16 protein-coding genes, 1 tRNA gene and 1 pseudogene are annotated in these 20083 nt (G+C 60.5%); 8 read left to right on the top strand and 10 right to left on the bottom strand.

Features of this window, described 5'->3' with window-relative positions; all coding sequences use genetic code 11:
- The first annotated feature begins 8 nt into the window (after positions 1 to 8).
- From DYZ14_RS18565 to DYZ14_RS18575, 3 genes are all read left to right on the top strand, one after another.
- Positions 9 to 629, top strand: a complete 621-nt coding sequence (locus DYZ14_RS18565; protein WP_154722067.1) for a Maf-like protein — start codon at positions 9 to 11, stop codon at positions 627 to 629.
- A gap of 3 nt (positions 630 to 632) precedes the next feature.
- A complete protein-coding gene (yacG, locus tag DYZ14_RS18570; protein ID WP_154722068.1) occupies positions 633 to 848 on the top strand; it encodes a DNA gyrase inhibitor YacG in 216 nt (71 codons plus the stop codon).
- 200 nt (positions 849 to 1048) lie between these two features.
- Positions 1049 to 1124: transfer RNA gene (locus DYZ14_RS18575), tRNA-Phe, on the top strand.
- A gap of 70 nt (positions 1125 to 1194) precedes the next feature.
- Here DYZ14_RS18575 and DYZ14_RS18580 read toward each other — a convergent pair.
- The 8 genes from DYZ14_RS18580 to DYZ14_RS18615 form a co-directional block, all read right to left on the bottom strand.
- Positions 1195 to 2286: a tyrosine-type recombinase/integrase gene (locus DYZ14_RS18580; RefSeq protein ID WP_154722069.1), complete on the bottom strand. Its 1092-nt coding sequence runs from the start codon at positions 2284 to 2286 to the stop codon at positions 1195 to 1197.
- The gene (locus DYZ14_RS18585) at positions 2283 to 2519 is read right to left on the bottom strand and encodes a hypothetical protein (protein WP_232365586.1); all 237 of its coding nucleotides are present in this window, start codon (positions 2517 to 2519) and stop codon (positions 2283 to 2285) included. Before DYZ14_RS18585 ends, DYZ14_RS18580 begins: the two co-directional genes overlap by 4 nt.
- Before the next feature lie 356 nt (positions 2520 to 2875).
- On the bottom strand, positions 2876 to 3034 hold the full coding sequence (locus DYZ14_RS18590) for a hypothetical protein (RefSeq protein ID WP_154722070.1): 159 nt from the start codon (positions 3032 to 3034) through the stop codon (positions 2876 to 2878).
- Between the two features lie 71 nt (positions 3035 to 3105).
- Entirely contained in the window at positions 3106 to 3462 is a 357-nt protein-coding gene (gene tnpB / locus DYZ14_RS18595; RefSeq protein WP_154722071.1) for an IS66 family insertion sequence element accessory protein TnpB, read from the bottom strand.
- The gene (gene tnpA, locus DYZ14_RS18600; protein WP_210209306.1) at positions 3459 to 3944 is read right to left on the bottom strand and encodes an IS66-like element accessory protein TnpA; all 486 of its coding nucleotides are present in this window, start codon (positions 3942 to 3944) and stop codon (positions 3459 to 3461) included. The genes tnpB and tnpA overlap by 4 nt, the downstream gene beginning before the upstream one ends.
- Before the next feature lie 216 nt (positions 3945 to 4160).
- Positions 4161 to 5447, bottom strand: coding sequence for an McrC family protein (locus tag DYZ14_RS18605; RefSeq protein ID WP_154722072.1), 1287 nt, complete (start codon positions 5445 to 5447; stop codon positions 4161 to 4163).
- On the bottom strand, positions 5447 to 8341 hold the full coding sequence (locus tag DYZ14_RS18610; RefSeq protein WP_332308687.1) for an AAA family ATPase: 2895 nt from the start codon (positions 8339 to 8341) through the stop codon (positions 5447 to 5449). Before DYZ14_RS18610 ends, DYZ14_RS18605 begins: the two co-directional genes overlap by 1 nt.
- Before the next feature lie 339 nt (positions 8342 to 8680).
- Entirely contained in the window at positions 8681 to 11944 is a 3264-nt protein-coding gene (locus DYZ14_RS18615; RefSeq protein WP_232365587.1) for a TM0106 family RecB-like putative nuclease, read from the bottom strand.
- 148 nt (positions 11945 to 12092) lie between these two features.
- On the opposite strand from DYZ14_RS18615, the gene DYZ14_RS18620 reads away from it, so the two are divergent.
- The 5 genes and pseudogenes from DYZ14_RS18620 (at position 12093) to DYZ14_RS18640 (ending at position 16355) form a co-directional block, all read left to right on the top strand.
- The gene (locus DYZ14_RS18620) at positions 12093 to 13076 is read left to right on the top strand and encodes a helix-turn-helix transcriptional regulator (RefSeq protein WP_154722074.1); all 984 of its coding nucleotides are present in this window, start codon (positions 12093 to 12095) and stop codon (positions 13074 to 13076) included.
- Between the two features lie 372 nt (positions 13077 to 13448).
- Positions 13449 to 14159, top strand: a complete 711-nt coding sequence (locus DYZ14_RS18625) for a toll/interleukin-1 receptor domain-containing protein (RefSeq protein ID WP_154722075.1) — start codon at positions 13449 to 13451, stop codon at positions 14157 to 14159.
- A 19-nt stretch (positions 14160 to 14178) separates the two neighbouring features.
- The gene (locus tag DYZ14_RS24450; RefSeq protein WP_154722076.1) at positions 14179 to 14439 is read left to right on the top strand and encodes a hypothetical protein; all 261 of its coding nucleotides are present in this window, start codon (positions 14179 to 14181) and stop codon (positions 14437 to 14439) included.
- A gap of 100 nt (positions 14440 to 14539) precedes the next feature.
- Positions 14540 to 15519 (top strand): annotated as a pseudogene (locus DYZ14_RS18635) (3'-5' exonuclease).
- 14 nt (positions 15520 to 15533) lie between these two features.
- Positions 15534 to 16355, top strand: coding sequence for a DUF429 domain-containing protein (locus DYZ14_RS18640; RefSeq protein ID WP_154722077.1), 822 nt, complete (start codon positions 15534 to 15536; stop codon positions 16353 to 16355).
- 384 nt (positions 16356 to 16739) lie between these two features.
- Here DYZ14_RS18640 and DYZ14_RS18645 read toward each other — a convergent pair whose 3' ends face one another.
- Positions 16740 to 17120, bottom strand: a complete 381-nt coding sequence (locus tag DYZ14_RS18645) for a DUF6883 domain-containing protein (RefSeq protein WP_154722078.1) — start codon at positions 17118 to 17120, stop codon at positions 16740 to 16742.
- Complete coding sequence (locus DYZ14_RS18650) at positions 17113 to 20079, bottom strand: BPTD_3080 family restriction endonuclease (protein ID WP_154722079.1); 2967 nt, start codon at positions 20077 to 20079, stop codon at positions 17113 to 17115. Before DYZ14_RS18650 ends, DYZ14_RS18645 begins: the two co-directional genes overlap by 8 nt.
- Positions 20080 to 20083: the final 4 nt, after the last annotated feature.

Consider the following 20083-nt stretch of genomic DNA (forward strand, 5'->3'; position numbering starts at 1 on the left):
GAGGGTCGATGGAACTGAGACAGAAGCTGATACTGGCCTCCGGGTCGCCGCGCCGCCTCGACCTCTTGAAGCAGGTCGGGATCGAGCCCGTGCGCCTGATGCCGATGGACCTCGACGAAACGCCGAAGAAGTCGGAACATCCGCGCTCGCTGGCGCGCCGCCTGTCGACCGACAAGGCCAGGGCCGCCTATGACGAGATCCGCCGCGATCCGGTGTGGAACGACAGCTATATCGTCGCCGCCGATACCGTGGTCGCCGTCGGCCGCCGTATCCTGCCCAAGGCGGAATATCTGGAAGAAGCCTCGTCGGCGCTGCATCTCCTGTCGGGCCGCAGCCACTGGGTGTTTACCGGCGTCTGCCTGATCACGCCCTCGGGCACCGTGCGCCAGAAGATCGTCGAGACCAAGGTGCGCTTCAAGCGCCTGTCGGGGCTCGATATCGAAAGCTACCTCGCCTCGGGTGAATGGCGCGGCAAGGCCGGCGGCTATGCCGTACAGGGCATTGCCGGCTGCTTCGTGCAGAAACTCGTCGGCTCCTACACCAATGTCGTCGGCCTGCCGCTGTTCGAGACCTTGCAGATGCTCTCCGGCGAAGGCTTTGCCGTGCAGTCCGGCTGGACGGAGGGCTGAGCCATGGCCGGGACCGAAAACACCGGCCGCTCCGCCAAGGTGGAGCCGCTGCGCAAGGCGCGTCCGTGCCCGGAATGCCGCCGTCCCTCGCAGCGCGAGCACTATCCCTTCTGTTCCGACCGCTGCCGCAATCTCGACCTGTCGCGCTGGCTGAAAGGCTCCTACGCCATTCCCGTGGTCGACGACGAATCCAAGGCCGATGACGACGAGGGCTACTGAGGAGATCGCGACCCGGTCCGGCGATTGTCCGGGAAGCCGTTCAATTGATTGGCTTTTCCGGCATCTTCGCAAAGCTGTCAAAAAAGTGCCGAAAGGCGCTGGACATGCCGAAACAAGATGCTATAACGCCCTCGCTTCCGGGGGAAACTCTCCCCCGCCGGTCGGAACCATCCGCCGGATGGCTTGTCAAAAGGCCTGATGCCCGGATAGCTCAGTTGGTAGAGCAGCGGATTGAAAATCCGCGTGTCGGTGGTTCAAATCCGCCTCCGGGCACCATTCTAAGCCCTTGATGTGTCTGCGCTTTTCGGACATTTCTGATCTCCTTGATTTCTCTCGTTTGACAGTTTCAACCACCCGGTTTGACAACTCTCGTTTTCCTTTCGTTCAGCTCGGCCCCGAAATCCGCCACGGCTGATGTCGCTTGACGCCGCATGTCGGCACGTCTCGAATAGTGCTTTGCCATGGCCTCGGTCGCGTGTCCGAGCACCAGCGCGATCGTGCCGTGGTCCCTTCCCATCTCGGCCAGGATGGTCGCGACAGTATGCCTGAGCCCTTTTAAGGTCAGGCCTGGCTGGATTGCACCCTCCGCTTCGAGTTTGCCCTTCAGCTTGATCCAGTTCGTACTGAAGCCGTGATAGGTCCAGGGCAGGCCTCGGCTGTTCGCGCAGAGCGTGACTGCGTCGTGCCTGGGGGCTGTCGCGATCGCGTCCGCGACAGGCTCGAACAGTGGGAGATAGATTGGTTGGCCCGTCTTGTTGCGGCGTGTATCGAGGCCCGCCTCCGAGATCGCGGAGCGGGGGAGAGAAAGCGCATCCTGCGGATCGAGCGCGTAGAACATCATCAACGCGATCGGCAGCTTCATGTGGGGGGCAAGCGCCGCAAGTACCGTTTCGCGCTCAGCGTCCGTCCACGGCCTGTTGGCGTCGGGTAGGAACTTGGGTCGTCGGGCGGGTTTGACGCGTGAAGCCGGGTTGTCCTTCGTATAGCCATACTCGATACCCCAATCGAAGATCACGGACAGCACCGAGCGCACATAATTCGCGAAACGGAACTTGCGCTGTTCGAGGGCCTTGTCACGGATCTTGGCGATCAGAGGCGGGTTGAAGCGGTCAAGCGGCGTGTCCTCGATCGCCTGCAGGTAGTCGAAGCAGTTCTGGTAGTCAGCGCGCGTTCTCGGTGCGAGTTCCGATCTGAAGCGCACGCTATCCCGGTAGCGCGTGATCAGCATGCCGAGCGTACCAGGCTTTGCCTGCTTCTCTGCCAGAAGCTCGTTGATCCTGTGGAGCTCCATGTCGAAGGACAAAGTGTAGGGTTCGAACTTTCGGCAGTCCACCTTGTGGCGAGACTTGCGGTGGTAGCATCGCCAGTTGCCGTCCTTGTCGCGGAAGATCTGCCAGCCCTTGTATTTGTTGGTGCGTCTTTCTCTCGTCGCCGTCATCCGAGCCGCCCCACGATTTCATCGTCGGGATCGGGATGGCCCTGCTTCAGGTAATCAAGCCACTGATCGAGGTCCCGGATGTCGTAGCGTTCGTCGCCCTCGGACAAGGCAACGGGCCTTACAGAGCAGATGCGGTTGAAGCGCTTGAGGGGGATGCCGATGTAATCGGCGGCCTGCCGTATCGACATCATGCGGGGCTGGACGACTTTTATGTTCAACATGGTGTTTGTCATCTGGCAGTCTCCGATTCTAGTCCTGGTGTCTCAATGGCGGACTGCGTGAGCCGCCGGCTCGGATTCGTATTCAGCGCAGAACTGATCATTGATTTGACGGGCTGTGAACTATCAAATTTGTCAGCAGCGTTTGATTACAGACGATGCGGTGTCGCGCTGTTTTGCTTGGGTTTTCGCCGGAGATAGGCCTGCCTCTCGGATTTCGGTAAGTGTAAACCTTATTGGCGGGTGGCGCGGCGTTGCGCGCGATAAAGGAACTTGCGACGCGCTGGTGAACATCTTCGTAAAATATGGAAAATAGAAAATTGATATTTAGGGCGTGTTTTTCGGATTTATAAGCGCTTATAGGATAGGCTTCAGAATATATCGGGAAGAGTCTCGGCCCGGCGGCCGAAGCGATGACGCTGCAATTCCTTGATGATCTGGCGAAGGCGGGCATTCTCTGCCTCGCGCGAAAGCACCATGGCTTTCAGCGCGTTGAGGTCATCCGGAAGCTCGTCTGCCGTCATCGTCATGGATCGAGAACAGCATATTTTACCGCTCGGATCGAGAGGCTGGACAGCGCTGATTCAATTGGTCGCGGCCGCTATCCAGCCTTTACCGGGATGCGCGTTTCGCTCGGCGCATGCACCCGTTTCCAGTCCAATCCCTCGAACAAAGCCGAGAACTGGACAGCGGTCAGATGCATCGCGCCGTCCTGCATTCGAGGCCAATGGAACTCGCCATCCTCAAGTCGCTTGGCGACAAGGCACACGCCGCTGCCGTCCCAGAAGATCAGTTTGATCCGGTCCGTGCGCTTGGCCCGGAACACGTAGATCGTGCCGGAGAATGGATCGGCACCCATCTCAGCTTTTACCAGCGCCGCCAATCCTTCCGCTCCTTTGCGGAAGTCGACAGGCTTGGTGGCGATCATCACTTTTACCGCATCGGACGGGCCAATCACGATTGAGCCTTCAACGCCTGGATCACGGCGGCAATGGTTGCGGCATCGGTGCCCGAGGCAATGCGCAGCGTGGCTCCATCAATCTGCAATTCAATAGCCGCCTCCGGAGAAGTTCTTCTTGGCAAACGTGCCTGCCGCGCCTTCTTCGGCTCCGACTTCTCGGGTGACACGATGACCGCTGGTGCAAACATCGGCTCCTCTACCGGCACAGAAAGAACCTCACCTGACTTTCGGGCGAGCCGTCGCCATGTGAACAATTGCTGTGGCGTCAACCCATGACGCCGCGCCACAGAGCATACCGTCACGCCAGGTTCGCAACTCTCCGCAATGATCTGCGCCTTCTGATCGTCGCTCCATTCGCGACGACGGCCATTGCCAGTGAACACCTCGAACCGGCGCACCGGCTCATCCCTGGATTTAAGCGTAAGCTCTGAAATCGACATATGTCCAAGCCCTCTTTCGAGCTCAACATCGACAATCACACGCTGATCCGGAAGGTGGGGTCAGGACAGCGCTTACTTCCCGGGTGCCTGACGCTCCGAACAACGGGGTGGAAAGTTCACATCCGCGCAACAAAACAGGAAGAACCATTTTGCCTTCACAGTGACACGAGCGGCCACACCCGTCTTCTCTCCCATGGCACCGAGGGATTTATTTCTGGCACTAATGACGTTTAGAGGAAGGCTCGTGGGGCGATGCTAACCTAAGACCAGGCTTCGAAGCGAAGTCAGCATATTGGAATTACTGGACAAGTGGATGCTGGCGGTTTCAAGGGTGGCCTCATGACCAATAATACGGTGGCGCGCCTGAACCGCATCTTTCTTACCAAGACCGGGGTGGTGTGGATAAAGCAGTGTCAGACGCGGGGCCTTATAGAGCTGTGAATAGGCCATCATCTGATAAACATCCGCCTGCGAAACACCCTGTGTGGGATCATCGATCCGCGCCGATATCCGCTTCCACTTGGTGTCGATGACATGGACGACCCTGCGGCCCTGGCGGATCAGGATATCGGGCCGGGTCTGGAACAGGGCGCGTCCGCTGTCCTGCGCGCTCAGGCAAAACAGCCGTCCGCCCTGCAACGAAACAGTGAGCCCGGTTCCTGCCAAGGCGCGGGCGATCAAGCGCCCGACATATTCCTCGAACAACGCGTTCATCTCGAACAGCATGGCGGTGCCCTCGCCGGCGCCGCCGGTGGTTGTCTGGTAGCGGTCCTGCAAAAAGAGCCGGGCCATGGCGAAGAGCTCCTGCCAGGATCGGTTGGTGCGGTCGATCACAACCTGATCCCAGCGCAGCGCGGACACCGGTACCTCGGTAATATCGGCATAGACGAAGGCCAGCTCGCGCAGACGCTGCTGGTTGGCGGGCCGGCGCGAGAGGTGCGCCAGGCGCTGCACGGCCGCTTTAATGATCCGGTTAAACGGCGTATCTTCGGACAGGAGATCGAAGCGGCAGGCAAGGCGCGATGGATTGACCGCATGACGGGTGAACTGGCGGGTGATGTCGAGCTGGCCGCGCAAAGTCGGCAGATCGTCTTGGCAAGTGATATAGCGGCGCGGCATGCCCTTGCGCAGCGCTTCGGTCAGCTTGTCGCAAAAGATGCGGATCAGGATTTCGAGCAGGGTCTCGCGCTGCCAGGCAAGATCGGTGATGACGCCCAGGTCAATTTTCAGATCCAGCGCGACGGCCAGCATATGCACCAGCCGCTTACGGATCGCTGCGTTCTGGTGATCGGTTGTTTCACCGGGCGCCACATCGATCTTGGGCAGGATCTCCAGGCTCGCATCGCCCGCCGCCAGAATTCCGACCACGCCGCGCGCGCGCAAAGCATGCCGACCATGTTCGAGCACGCCGCTGCCGCCGCGTCCGGCAAAGGCCGAGCGAGCCGCCAGTGCCGCCAGCTTACCGGCATAACCGTCGGGAATCTGCCCCGCGCCTTCGCCGTAGGCGAGCTTGTCCCATTCCCGAACCGTAAAGGCGGGCATCAGGCGGCAAAGTCCAAAAAATCGAAGCGCGCCTTGACGCTCCAGCGCAACTTGTCGCCGCCCAGCTCATCATCGGCAAAACCAGCCGGCGCCGTCAGCCGCCGCGCTTCGAGGAAATGGGAGTCATTGGTGCCGTCGCCATCGCCCAGCACCGCGGCGACCTTTGACCAATCCTCGTAGAAATACTCCGTCAAGAGCGGGATGACCTTATGGCGCATGACATCCTCGACATCGGCGCGGCTACGGCAGCCAGTGAAATAGGCGTGGCCGATCTGGTGTTCGCGATCGAAGAGATATTCGATCCGCTCGTTGATAGTGTGCAGCAGCTTGCACAGATCGATCCCCTCGAGATTTGCGGCATCAAGCCCTTTGGCCGCCAGCGCCCGGCGCAGTTCCTCGATATCGGGCATCAGCTCGCGGAAGGTGAAGCGGCGGCGCAGAGCGGTGTCGAGCAGCGCGATCGACCGGTCCGCGGTGTTCATCGTGCCGATAATGTGCAGGTTGGCCGGCACGCCGAAACTCGTCCCCGAATAGGGAAGCTGCACGCGGACCTCGTTTTCACACCCGAGTCGCTTGTCGGTTTCGAGCAGCGTGATCAGCTCGCCGAACACCTTGGAGATATTGGCCCTGTTGATCTCGTCGATAATCAGGACATGCGGCCGCGCGCCGGCCACTGGCCGCTCGGCATTGGGATCCATCACCACCGCTTCGAGCGCATCCCAGTCAATCCGGTCCGGATCAAGCCGGTAGGCTGACTGGCGGCGGAAATTACGAGCATAGAATGGCGCGCGCTCCGCGCCATTATCATCGCGCCAGATCCATTCTACACTGCGCCGGTGTGGATGGAAATCGGCGTCGGCATCGAAATAATACTCGCTGCTCACCCGGCCAAAGGCACGGTAGCTGTCACGGCCATCGGAGATGACGACATAGTCCCCGACCTGCAGGCCGGAGCGAAAGGCGTAGAGCATCTCGATATTGGGGTCCTTGCCGGATGCGCCGGGATCCTTCTGATCGTTCCACGTCTTCCGGATTTCTTCGAAATCATCGAAGCGCTCGTCGGACCAGTCGATATCGCCGCCCCAGCCAAGATGGATCAGCCCGCCATCAAGCCCTTCGCGGATTCGGTCTTCCTGGCTGCCGCGCTGACCGAGCGCGATCTTGTAGATCGGGCGCGAGCGGTCGAGCCGCTTGGCCGGCGCATCGCCGGTGTCGAGCCGCGCTCTCTCGCTGATGATCTTGAACACGCCGCCATGGGGTTTGAGACTAAAGCCACCCGAAGTGCTGGCAGCCTCATCGTCGCCTTCCTGTTCGACGCCTGTCGTCGGTCGCAGCCCCTCGACGAAATCTTCGTAGGCGAATGACTGGTGAAAGGTGACGAATTCGATCCGTCCCTCACCGGCAAGACGGCGATACTCGGCCATCAGAGCATCGCGGTCATCGCGCAGTGGTTCGGCTGCGGCTTCGCCCAGGCAAAGCCGCACGGCCTCCCAGGCGGTGGCATAGGTCTTGCCGGTCCCCGGCGGGCCGTAAAGGATGAGATTGGTGGTCGCGGGCATCGCGGTCATCGGTTCAAAGGTCATTGTTTGGTGCCCTTCCGCTGAGGCGAGCTGGTAGGTGAAAACGGTAGAACTGCTAGGATTTGGCAGCGTGTGCGAGGGCGCCGGCACATTGGCGAGCTTCTGAAATTTCTCGCCGCCGAGCGCGCTGCAGATCGCCGGGAACGCGTTGGATAGCCCCATGTCGCGGCCAAGATCACCGGCGCGAATTGCAATGTCTGCCGCGCCGTTCTCACGGGCAGGTTCGACATAATAGTTTCGCGCACAGAGCCGGATGCGATCTGCGTCGCGGATCAGATGCTCGTAGCGCTCCGGCGGGGTGACCGGTGCGTCATCGGCATCGACGATGATGTAACCCGCATTGTGGAGCTGGGCGGCAGCATCGGCCTTCTGTCCCCACCCGCCATTGAGCTGCGTCTTGCCGCGCAGGAAGCCAACGATCGGCTTGGACGGATAGACGCGACCCGGCCGCGCGCGTGTCGAGCGCACCCAATGGTCACGCGGCTCGCCAAAGGCCTCGAAGATGGCGGCGTGTTCGCCCGACTGGCGGTAGCTATCATAGGCGTCCATCGCCGCCTCGATCGCTTCTCGCGTAAAGATAGCCACATCTTCTTCCTTGTAATTGTGGACGATCCACAGCGCGCTTTGCACATCGATCATGTCGCGCGGCGCCAGACCCCGGTCCGCAAAAGCGGTGCGCACGGCCTGCATGAAGCGCCATTCGTCGCGATAGGTGTCGGTCATCGACGCATGATCGGGAAAGCGGCTGCCAACCGCTTCGAGCCAGAGGTCCTGGCGCACAGAGTGGCGGATATAAATGCCCTCGTCCGGAGCGAGATGGAGGAACAGGAATTCGGCGATCTGGCGCGCCGGATCGGGCTTGCCGTCCGGGACGGCCCCGATCCACGCGTCAACGAAGGCCTTCAGCGCCGAGGCGTGACCGTCCGCTGCGCCAAGCGCGGCGTCGACAAGCGCGCGCAAGGCCGGCCAGAGCAGCTCGCGATCGGCTTCTCCCTTGGACGACATGGGCAAATATACGCGCCAATCTACCAGATTGCTTTTTGAAAGCGCGCTGTGAACGGCATCGGCCAATTCTTTATCCGACCCAGCTTTCGCGATCGCCGTCTTGAGCTCGGCGGCAATCGCCAGCTTGTAGGTCCGCTCTGCCTCCTCGAAATGCGGATCGGGCGGGTCGAACCGGTCAAAGGCGGGAAAGAATCGGCGTAGCCGTTCGATCCAGCGCGTGATCGCAGCCGGGTTAAGCACTAGCGCGTCGCCAGACCGCAACAGCACCGCGATCAGCCGGCGTAAGGCATCGTCGCTCTCGATTGGCACGACAAGACAAGGACCATTCTCAAATGCCCAACTGCTATTGAGCCCAGTGTGCCGGCCTCCCCCAGCGCCCTTGTTTGGATCGAAGGGCTTCTTTTCGCAGTCGAAGCTCTCCCCCTTCAGAAGGGGCTCCCATTTGGGATGGAGATAAAAGTTTCGTGCCGAACCCTCGATGCCCCACAGCAGCAGCTCGCCAGCGCCAAATTTGAAGGGCAGCATCTTCTTCGCGTGACCATCTCCGGGGCGCAACCCCGCGCCACGGATCAACCCAAGATACGCGTGACGCTGCACGGCATACCTTGGATCATTCTCATCGAGGCGCGCCTCGAACTTCTCCCACATCTAAACGTCTCCAAATTCAGGCAGTGCGCATAGCGTATTGACGAGGCGCATCTGTTCAACGGTGTTGCATTTTGCTTCGCGCAACCGCGGCGCCCCGAAGACGAGCGCCAGGCCTTTGGCGCGCGAGACAGCGACATTGATGCGGTTGAGCGACAACAGGAAATCCATGCCGCGCGGTGTTTCCTCGACTGAGGAGGCGGTCATGGACACCAGACAGACGGGTGCTTCCTGCCCTTGGAACTTGTCGACCGTGCCGACACGAATGCCAGCGGGCAAAGCGTCTTGCAGGGTATTGACCTGCGCGTTGTAGGGCGCAACGACGATCATATCGGCGGGCTCAAGGGCGCGCGTTGTCCCATCCTTATCGGTCCAGCTTCCCGAGAGCAGATCGTCGATCGCAGCCTGAATGGCAGCGACTTCCTCGGCTGCGATCTGGGCATTGCCCTCATGGACGACCGGCACCCAGAAAGCACCAGCTTCAGGAAAGCCCGTCCCGCGGACTGCCTGGACGGCTGTATCGGGCGCGCTAACGAGCCTGCCTTCATAGACCTGCCGCGAAATAAACCCGCAGACATCGGGATGCATACGGCGCGAGACCGGCAGAAAGATGCCGCGATCGGGCGGGATGGTGGCGTGCTCGCCCAGCATCCACTCAAGACAGGAAAGGTTGGCCGGATCGGGATGGGCACCCTGGATGACCTGCGGCAATTGCCGGGGATCGCCGACCAAAACAATGTTGCGCGCGCAGCGCCCCATGGCGACCATATTGGCCAGCCCCACTTGCCCGGCTTCATCGATGAAGAGCCAGTCGAGCGCCTGCTCGTGCTCGGATCGGGCAAAAAAGAAGGCGGTGCCGCCGACCACATGGGCGCGGCTCCAGAGGGAATCGTCATTGGCCGTCGAGCGGATGACGCCGGTACAGTCGTCCGGATAACCGTCTTCGCCGCTGCTGACCTTGTGCCCGATGCGCAGGCCCGGGACAGGATCGCCATCAACTTGCGCGGCAAGGCACCCCATCAGCACATTGCGGATCGCCTCATGGCTGTTCGAGGCCACGCCAACACGGTGCCCCTGGCGCACTAGCGCAAGGATTGCTCGTGCGGTCACATAGGTCTTGCCGGTTCCCGGCGGCCCCTGGATTGGCAGCACGGTGCCATCCATGGCAGCGATCGCCGCGATCGTGCCGGTCAGTGGATCGGCGCCATCAAGCAGATCGGCGCGCGGTCCCGTCACCAGACGTGGAGCCGTGCGCGCAAGCAAATCATCGAGCGCGGTCAGGCGGCGCGCACCGCACTGATCTTCGATCACATCGCGCAGGGCCGCTGCAATGACGTCCGTATTGAGCGGCCAGTCCGGGTGGAGCGTCAAGCGATCGGTCAATAGATGCGCCTTGGCCGCCCCCGCCTTGACCGCGATGATCCGCTCACTGCGGTCGAGCTCTTCGATGCTGACCGTGGCCGGCGGTCCGTCAATGACTGGGACCGTCGCTTTGCGGCCGGCCCGCAGCTTGGTCTCTTGGAGCGGAAAGCGATAGCGGCGCAGCACCGAGCGTTTGACGGGTTCTGCCGCATCAATGGCTTCCAGACCGGCCAACGCATCGAGATCGTCGATCAGCTCGTCCTCGTCCTTGCCAGCGCTGTCGAAAACCGCCCATTGCGCCGGCTTGGCCTCGCGCTTGTGAAACAGGCCGAGGTTGAACAACATGTCTTGCCGCTCTTGCGGCAGACCGGATGTGGCAAGCTTCGCGCGCAGGGACTGCGTATCGGCGTCCTCCTCGACTTCCTTGTCGCCGGCATCCACCGCAAGCACCGGCCAGGGCGCGGCGGGACGGATACTCACCAACCAGTCGCGCAGCTCCTCGGTCGAAATACAGTCGATGCGGTTATAGTCTTCGATCTCGTCGAGGATCGTTTGTTCGCCGGTTTCGCGCCAGCGCTCATAGGCCACGACCGAGCCGCCGGCGGTTTTGACCTCACCTTCGCGCACCCGGCCATAGAAGGCTTCCATCGACTTGATCGAGTAATTGGCTTCCGAGCCGATCAGCGCGCCGCGCACCACCGCGAAAAGATCGACAAAGCGCCGCTCGCGCAGCAGGCGATCGAGAAAGGCCTCGCCGGTTCCATACTGTGCGGTCAGCCGCCGTAAGGCGGTGATCTCATAGGGCGCATAGTGATAGATGCGGGCCTCGGGATAGGCTGTGAGCCTTTGCCGAAAAAATTCCAGAAGGTCTGCCAAGGCCCGGGCTTCGGCGCCGTGATCATGCGCCCAGAAAGCCTTGAACTGGCCGTCGAACCAGACGCCGTGGAGATATTCGAGCCCGCCTTCGTAATGCGGATCGCCCTCGATATCGTAGAAAAGATCGCCCGGCTGCGGCGCGGGCAAAAGATCAAAGCCCTTGCCGGGTTCGGCCTCACGCAACTCGAAGGCCGGCGTCCCGGTCTTGCGGGAGTGCTGCAGGCGCGCCTGTGTCACCAGCCGCGCCCGGGTGGTCTCTGCCATGCCGCGGATGGGATGATCGAGCCCGGCCAGCCGCTCCATGGTGGTGATACCAGCCGCCTCGAGCTTCTTGACCTGGATCCGGGTAATATTGGCAACGTTGAACAGGCTGTCTTCGGCCTGCCACTGGCTTTCGCAGTGATCGCCCCAGCGGCAAAGCCCACAATCGGCACAGGGGATCGGCCGGGTCGGCGCCGGGTTACCCAGGAAAGCCTCGAGCCGCTGACGCGCCATACGTGCATAGGCCCGATAGTCCGCGAGCCGCAGTTGCGTCCGGCTACCATCACCGAGTTCAACATGGGCAAATTCCGGGGCGACGCCTTGAATGTCGGTCAGCAAATCCGAGTAGAGTACCAGCTGCAGCACATGTTTGGGATGGGGGCGCCGCTTGAGCTTGGTGTCGGTGACTTCGTAGCTGAAGGGGCCGAGATCGGACGGGCGCTCGACGCGCTCGAAAAAGTCGGACCAACCGCCCCAATTGTCGCCCAGCAGCGCCCCTTGGAAGACGACCTGAGGACCGCGTGCCAAAGCCGCCCGGGTTGTCTGCGCATTCTCGGCAAGGTCGGAGCGATCGATCTCGATCACCGTCACACCTGACGCTTTGAGTGTGGCCAGGTGAGCCGCTTCGTGGGCATCGCCCTGTTTCTGGAGCAGCGCCGCATCCTCGGTATCTTCGCGCGGCACTGGCCCCTTGCCATGCATATAGGCGAGATCGAGCGCGGTTGCGTGAGCGCAGCCCATGAACCGCATCAGATCCGATGCGGACAAGAGTATCCGATCCCCCTCAATAGTTCGCATTGTTGCCCCCTGGTCGAATGCAATCCGCGGCAAGACTTGCATCTCGACAGATTGCACGTTCAGCCATAGCGTGCGTGGGTGTCAATATCTGACATAGTCTTTGACCAGGATTAGGATCATGTCGTTCGCCAAGGCTCAGGACTTGATCAGGTTGGCGCGTCTGGCCGCCATGCGGCGGACGGGGATCGGCCTCGACGAGATCTGCGAGGAATTCGGGGTTTCTCATCGCACGGCGCAGCGCATGACCGACGCGCTGGAGACAGTACTCGCTAACGTCGAGGTGGTAGATGGCCCCGACCGTCGACGGCGCTGGCGCGTCATCGATCCTGCTCTCGACAGGCTCCAGCCTCGCCAGGAGACTGCGATTGAGGCGTTGGAGATTGCCAGCCGGACGGCGCGAAGCGACGGCCGAGTACGGCACGCTGCTGCGCTAGATGATCTGCGCGACGGCTTGCTGGCGCGTCTAACACCCAAGGACGCCATGCGCACAGAAGCCGATGTTGAAGCGGTCCTTTTGGCGATGGGGTCGGTCACTCGACCCGGGCCGCGCGTTAACCTGGCGCCGGCGGTGCTGGATGCAGTGATCGAGGGTCTGCGTGGCCCATTCCTCCTGCGCATACGTTATGGAACAGAGGATGCTTCTGAACGGGTCATTGAACCACATGGCCTGCTGCTGGGCCACCGCAGTTATCTGGTGGCGCGCCAACCAGAGCGGGGTGATGCTATGCGGAATTTTCGCATGGACCGAATCCTCAGCGCTCAGACCTTGGACCAGAGCTTCAGCTTCGCGCCCGGCTTCTCGCTGCAGGAGTATGCGGCCCGTTCATTCGGCGTATATCAAGACCAAAGAGAGTACGGCGAAATCATCTGGCGTTTCGCTCCGCACGCCGCTGCGAGGGCGGCCGGATTTTGCTTTCACCCCGATCAAACCACCGAGCTGCAAACGGATGGTAGCCTAATCGTCCGCTTTCATGCCTCAGGTTGGCTGGAGATGGCGTGGCATCTCTATCAATGGGGAGACGCAGTAGAGGTTATCGCCCCCGAGGGGCTCCGCAGGATGGTTGAAGATCATCGTCGCTCCGATTTCGCCGCCTTCCCATAAGGCCGATGCTCAAGCCGAGACAGCATCCGAGTGCTTAGGCGGCCATTGAGGGTGACATGATCTGACACCCTCGCGTTGTAACTTTGGAATCGCCCGACTTAGCGGGTCTCTAAAGGAGCAAGCAGATGGCGAAAGGCAAAGGAGGCGGAAGCAACTTCCGCAGCGCAATCACTGGTCGGTTTGTAACCGCCAAACATGGATCAGCTAGCCAGCGGACGACGGTGCGGGAAGCTAAGGGTGGCGGGAGCACTGGCGGCACCCACCGGAGCGCCATCTCTGGAAGGTTCGTGACCACGAAGTACGGCAAGGCCAACCCGCGTACGACGATCAAGGACAGCTAACCCCAATATTAGATTAAAGGGAGATTTTCCCATGGCTCAATGCACAGCACCGAAAAAAGGCCACCGCTCAGCGAGTGCCGCAGCGAATTGCCCGGCATGCCGTGGCGGCAGACGGTATGGTGGCTACATCAGTTACAGCAGTTATGGCAGCGGCTATGGGTCTGACTCGTCCTTCCCATCGCCTTCTACCTACTCGTCAGGTAGTAGCGGAAGCGGTTCCGGACGCGTACGAGCGAAATGGTCGAAAGCCGGTTCGTCCATATTATATACTCCTACCGAGGTGCGAGCTCTCACGCCAGTCCGTCAGACTGCCGAAACCCGAGCGGAGCTACCCGATCTTCGTGATGTCTTCCTCTGCCATGCTTGGGACGACCGGCAGGGGGATGCAAAGGCGCTGCATGATCTGTTGGAAGCGCGTGGAGTATCGGTCTGGTTTAGCGAAAAAGACGTTGCTCTGGGATCGTCACTGCTTCGAGAAATCGATAAGGGGCTGGCAAAGTCCCGGGTTGGCGTCGTGCTGGTTACACCTGCGCTGCTTCGTCGTCTTCCAGCAGCGGGTGTTGCCGACAAGGAGCTCTCGGCACTGTTAGCAACCGAGCAGCTCGTACCCATTGTCCACAACACGACGTATGAGGCTCTTCGCAACGTTAGCCCCCTACTGGCATCGCGGAGTGGTCTGAGTACCGAAGATGATACTATGACCGTGGTGGCAGACAAGCTCGCTGAGCTCGTTACCATTTAGCTTCAGTTGGAACTCGGCGATGCTGAAAACCGATACCCGTCAGGCAAACTGGCGACGAGCGAATCGCGCCAAATATGACGCTCATCTTGCCGTGCAGCGGGCGATGAAAGCAGGTAAACTGGAAAAGCAGACATGTGAAGTGTGTGGGGCTCAGGCAGTAGATGCTCATCACGACCGATATGACGAGCCCCTGAGGGTACGTTGGCTATGCCGTCTACACCATACCCGTCTACACCACCGCGGCGAAGACATGTTTCCGATTCGACGCCGAGATGATTGATAGATGGAACAAGCGAGTATTCCACCTATAGGGCTATCGTTGCCTATCTTCAGCCTGGCACGTAGGGTGCCGTCCACCGGTGCATTCTGATTGGAGCATGATGGTTTCACAACTCGATTTCTTCGCCTCCGCCGTTGCACCGACGGCTGCAAAGGCAGCCAGGGCACGCGTCGGTGTCAGGGGAGGGCAGGCGGAGACCGACCTGGATGAGGAAGCGATGGCCCGTCACCTGGAAGCGACCGGTAGCTACCGAGTCTTGCGAAAGCTTTGCCGCGAGAAATTGTAAAGGATGCTCGGCCCGGGTTTCCGCGGCAGGCCATCATCCTCGACTCCGAAACCACTGGCCTCAACCGCCGATCTGACGAGATCATCGAAATCGGCGTACTTGCCTTCACCTTTGACGACGCAGGCGAAATCGGCGATGTCACGGGTGTCTATGGCGGGCTTCAGCAGCCGACTGCTCCCATCCCGGCCGAAATCACACGCCTGACCGGGATCACCAATGAAATGGTGGCTGGGCAGGCGATCGACATGGCGCGGCTCACACCCCTCATTGATTCAGCCGATCTGGTCATTGCCCACAACGCCGGCTTCGACAGACCTTCCTGCGAAGCATTTTCTCCGATCTTTTGCAACAAAGCATGGGCCTGCTCCGTATCAGAGGTCGACTGGTCGGCGCGTGGGTTTGAGGGGAGTAAGCTCGGATATTTGATCGGACAGTCGGGCTATTTCCACGATGGTCACCGGGCTGTCGATGACTGTTTCGCACTGCTCGAAGGGCTCGGGCAGACGCGGCCCCGCTCCACCGCGACTCCATTTGCGGAACTCCATCAGGCCAGCCAGCGATCACGGGTGCGCATCTATGCTGAGAACAGCCCATTCGACATGAAAGACCAGCTCAAGGCGCGCGGTTACCGGTGGTCGGATGGTTCCGATGGCCGTCCGAAATCCTGGTGGGTTGAGCTGCCGGAAGAGAAGCACGACGAGGAACTGCATTTTCTGCGGACAGAGATCTATTGCTGGGATGCCGACCCGCCGGTCAAGTATCTGACGGCGTTTGATCGCTTCCGCGCTACTTGAATGTTCCGAATGCAATGACGACCGTTCTGGGAATTGATGCAGCTTGGACGGCGACACAACCGAGTGGTGTCGCTTTGGTTTCCTCCATGGGTGGCGTTTGGCGCCTGATCTTCGCTGGAGCGTCCTATAGTCACCTCTTGATCTATGCCGATGAAGGCGTGATCTCCACGTCCCGCCCTTCTGGCTCGGTCGCAGAACCCGCGGCTCGCCTTGCGGCCTCAGGAAAAATTGCTGGAGCACCTGTCGATCTCGTGGCCGTGGATATGCCCCTATCTCGCGAGCCGATTGCAGCGCGGCGCGTGTCGGACAATCTTGTTTCGGCAGCTTACGGCGCTCGTCACTGCAGCACCTACACACCAAGCGCGATCAGGCCCGGAAGGATCAGCGATGATCTCAGGAGAGGTTTCGAGCACTGCGTATATGGCCTGCTGACGAGGAAGATCAGCGGGCCTGGCCTGTTGGAAGTCTACCCGCATCCAGCCCTGGTCGAACTGATGCGCGCCGACAAGAGGCTGCCTTACAAGCAGGCGAAGACGCGCAACTATTGGCCAACGGAGGCCCCTATCAATCGGCGCCGTAGACTTTTGGATGCCTGGCGTATGATCGTCACCAGCCTTGACCTAGAAATAAAAGGCGTTTCCGCTGCATTGCAGCTACCTCCGCTCGAGGCTTCATCATGGCAGTTGAAGGCGTGTGAGGACATACTCAACGCGGTCATCTGCGCTTGGGTCGGCATATGCGTTTACGAGGGATGCGCCCTGCCGTTTGGCGGCGACACTTCTGCAATTTGGATACCTCACCCGGAGCTTCTGGAATCTCGGCCAAACCGATCATGATCGCATTGGGGAAGGCCGGTGACCGCTGAACGCTTTGTTGGTGATCCTAGGAAAATGAACTATCCAGCACATTCAAGCGGTTGGGTGATCCAATAGATGTGGCGTTGGTTCGATTCCTTTCAAGGCGGAAAACTACCGCTTTGCGCCTCCATTGCGGTCCTTCGGGTGCCTGGTCCCCAATTCTAAGAAAAGCCGTTCGTTTCAGTAATCTCTGTTTGTTTCTATAGGTTCATTACGCCCATATGCTTCCGTCAGTGGATGGCAGTTTGTTCAGCCAGATGGAACCCTTGAGGTCCCACCTAGTCATTGGTCTCCATTGCGCACTCGTTTCGAGTCACCCAGCGTGGATGTTGGTTTGACTCCTCGTCCCGAAATAGCGCCTGCTTAGGCTGAATCGATTGGATGCGCGGTAATCAAAATAGGTGGTAGGCCGTCTCCGTGATCATTCCAAACCGTCCTAATGCAATAACTGCGGCCATTAGGCATTCCGACAAAGCAGTCAACGACCAGCTTCATTCCGAAGGCATGTTTCTCTACTGAAGCGACAGGATTGCAAGCAGCGTGCTCTCGCATCGTTTCCTTAAAGGACTCAATGTCTTCACGTTTGTGGCCAACGCCTTCAAAAAATTTGGCCTTCGCTGCTCCTATTGAATGGTTGCTGTTGAGAAGGTAGTCAGCGACCTTATTGTCGGCAATGCGAAGGTCTTGGGGGTTCTCAATCCACGATTGCTGGCCTAGTGGCTGCCAAGGCGGGGTGTCATGCATCGATCGGCTCCAGATCACTCCCGAAGACCGTTACTGTCAAAGCCGGGGCAAGCGAAACCTCAACCTCGTATGCATCTCGCGACGGATAGCTATCGACGATGACTCCTTCTGTGCCTGCGGGAATATCGATTCTCGCGGCCGTGAAGGCACGCCGCAGCCTGACTAGGGAATGTGCGGCAAACCGATGGCCCGCTCTTCTCCGGATAATGTCCTCAATCTGATGGGGCGCGAACGCTACGTCCCAATCCCAGCGACCGAAGCCACCTGAAGTATTGATTGCCCCGATCCACTCGTCGAGCGCGAGCCTTTTTGCCTTGTCCTGAGGGCTGTCAGTGCCCTTGACTTCCAGCGCCAGCATCGTCCCACCTGTGAGGCGCACAAGGAAGTCCGGAACATAGCGTCGCCGTGAACCCGCCCACATGTAGTAGATCTGGAAGCCGAGATGATCGTTCTTGGCATAGGCGATGACGTCGTCGCGCTTCTCGAAGATGTTCGCTGCATGTCCCTCCCAGGATGAATCCCCAACCAGGTGGCTGATATGCGACTTGGTTGTCGGAAAGCATGGCTTGGTGGTGTACCAGGTCCGCATCTGGCCGGTGGCGCCGATCGGGTTTTCCTCGTCGAACACCGGCGTCAGACGTTCCGTGTTCTGCTCGGTCACGTTGCTCAGCACATGCTGAACGACGAGGTCGATGTTGAGTGCGATCAGAATCCGCCGCCGAAGCGGGTCGGAGTGGAACAGCGACGGGATATCGAGGCGGTCGGAGTTGAGGAACGCCTCAACGATCCTGACCAGCTGCGCTGCGAGATACTCGTAGTTACCCGAAAAACCGTGGCTGAGTTCGGCGAAGGCCTTCCGTGCTGCCTGAAAGACGAGACGTTGCAGACGAAAGCCGTCAGGCAGTTTCTCGAGGTCGATGGCTGTCACCTTGCCCATGTCGGTCGCGCCGCCGAGCGCGGGGGCCAATTCCGCGCTGATTGGCGTGCTGGCAGGGTCGAGCACGAGCGGTGTTACCTTGCCCCAGTCCATGGCAAGTTTTGGTCTCACGACCGTTTCAACCCGCAGCACGTTCGGCCAGCGAAGTTCCAGGTGGGCCCGCTCGGGCAGGACTTCGATCTGAGTGGTCGGTTTCGGAGGCGGTGGAGCTTCCCCGCCTTCGCCTGTTTCCGAAATGGAAAGCGGCACGCCGAAAACGTTGACGTATTCGGGCAGGAACAGGCCATTCTCGTCCGTGTCATAGGACACCCGACGCAATCCGCGCCCGACGACCTGTTCGCAGAGCAGCTGCGAGGTGAAGGCCCGGAGACCCATGATGTGCGTGACGTTCTTGGCGTCCCATCCCTCCGACAGCATCGCAACCGATATGACGTTCTGCAGATCCTGTCCGGCCGCACCCCGCTTTCCGACGTTGTCCACGATCTCACGCAGCAGTTCTTCCTTCTTCAGGGCGCGTAACTGCTGGCGGCGGGTCTCGGGGATGGTCGCAGCGTCGATGATTGCCTTCAGCCGCGCCTCGTAATCCTTGTCGGAGGTCGCGGTCTCGCCGATCTCAGCCTTCTCCAGCACCTTGGAATCGACCCGGAGCGTTCGGGTCGGTGCGTGCAATTCCGGCCAGTGCGCATCGCCCTTGTTGAAATAGGTCTCGATGCGGGCTGCGGTTTCGGTGCGGTTGCAGACCGTCAGCATGACCGGCGGGGAATGATGCCCGGCCTCCTGCCATTGCGCCCGAGTTTCCCGCCAGTCGGCGCCGAGCAGCGTATAGGCGTCCTGGACCAGCTTCGGCAGCGCTTCATGCGCTTCGGCCTTGCGGTTCAGATCTTCGGAAACGGTCGGGTCGCGGTAAATGTGGTAGAGTTTCGAGCGCAGCGTCTTAGCATCCGGAACCGCATCGTCCCTGACCACCACGCGCGGAGTCTTCACCAGCCCGGCCTCGATCGCGTCGTTTAGGCCGAAATCCGAGATGATCCAGTCGAACAGCGCAGTATCGGTGCTCTTCTTACCCGTCGGCGCGAAGGGCGTTGCCGACAGGTCGAAGCAGCGCTGGATGCGCCGGGTCTTGTGGATGCGGTCGAGCCCCTCGATCCAGCGCGTTGCCTCGTCGAGGTCGATGCCATGCTCCTCGGCATGCTTCTTGCTGATCTTCACCTCGGGCGGCTTGCGATAGGCGTGGTGTGCCTCGTCGTTGATGACGATGATGTCCTTGTGCGCCGCCAGCTTGCCCAGCACGCGCCGTGTGAAGGCTTCGTCGGATTCGCGCCCCTTCTTCACCACCGAGCGGTCCGCTTCCTTCAGCGGCATTAGCGTGTGCCAGTTCTCGATCATCACCTCCGCCTGGTTCAGTTTCTGGCGCAGGGCCTCGGACGGGCACAGGTTGAACTCGTCGTAATAGCTGCCCTCGCTGGGCAATAGCACCTGCAGCCGTTCCTTCACGGTCAGGCCGGGCGCCACGATGAACACAGCGCGGCTGAAGTCCTTGTTCCGCTTCGGATAGGTCAGCGCGTTCAGCACCTGCCAGGTGATGATCATCGCCATCACCGTGGTCTTGCCCGCGCCCGTGGCCATCTTGTTGCAGAGCCGCTCCCACGCGCCGCCATCGCCGGGGATCGCGATGCCCTGCTTGTAGCCTGCCGCGCCTTCGACCCACCAGATCAATGTCTCGATGGCCTCAAGCTGGCAGAAGTAGAACGGATGCTGCCGCGCCTCGCGGTCGTGCCAGTGCTCCAGCAGCTTGCGGGTGACGATGGTCACGCCGGGCCAGCTGTCTGCGCGCCACTGATCCACACGGGTGCGGATCGTGTTCACCAGGTCCAGCACCTCGGTCCGCTTGGTGTTGTTGCGCGCGTCGAAGACCTCGTAGCTTGCCGGCCGCCGCTCGGGCTTGATCTCCAGCTTGCCGCCCTTGGCCTCCACCCAATGCTGCGCCGGGCAAACGAAGGGCGAATTGATGATGAGGGACATGGGC

Source organism: Ciceribacter sp. T2.26MG-112.2, from assembly GCF_900492205.1.
Classification (GTDB): Bacteria; Pseudomonadota; Alphaproteobacteria; order Rhizobiales; family Rhizobiaceae; genus Allorhizobium; species Allorhizobium naphthalenivorans_A.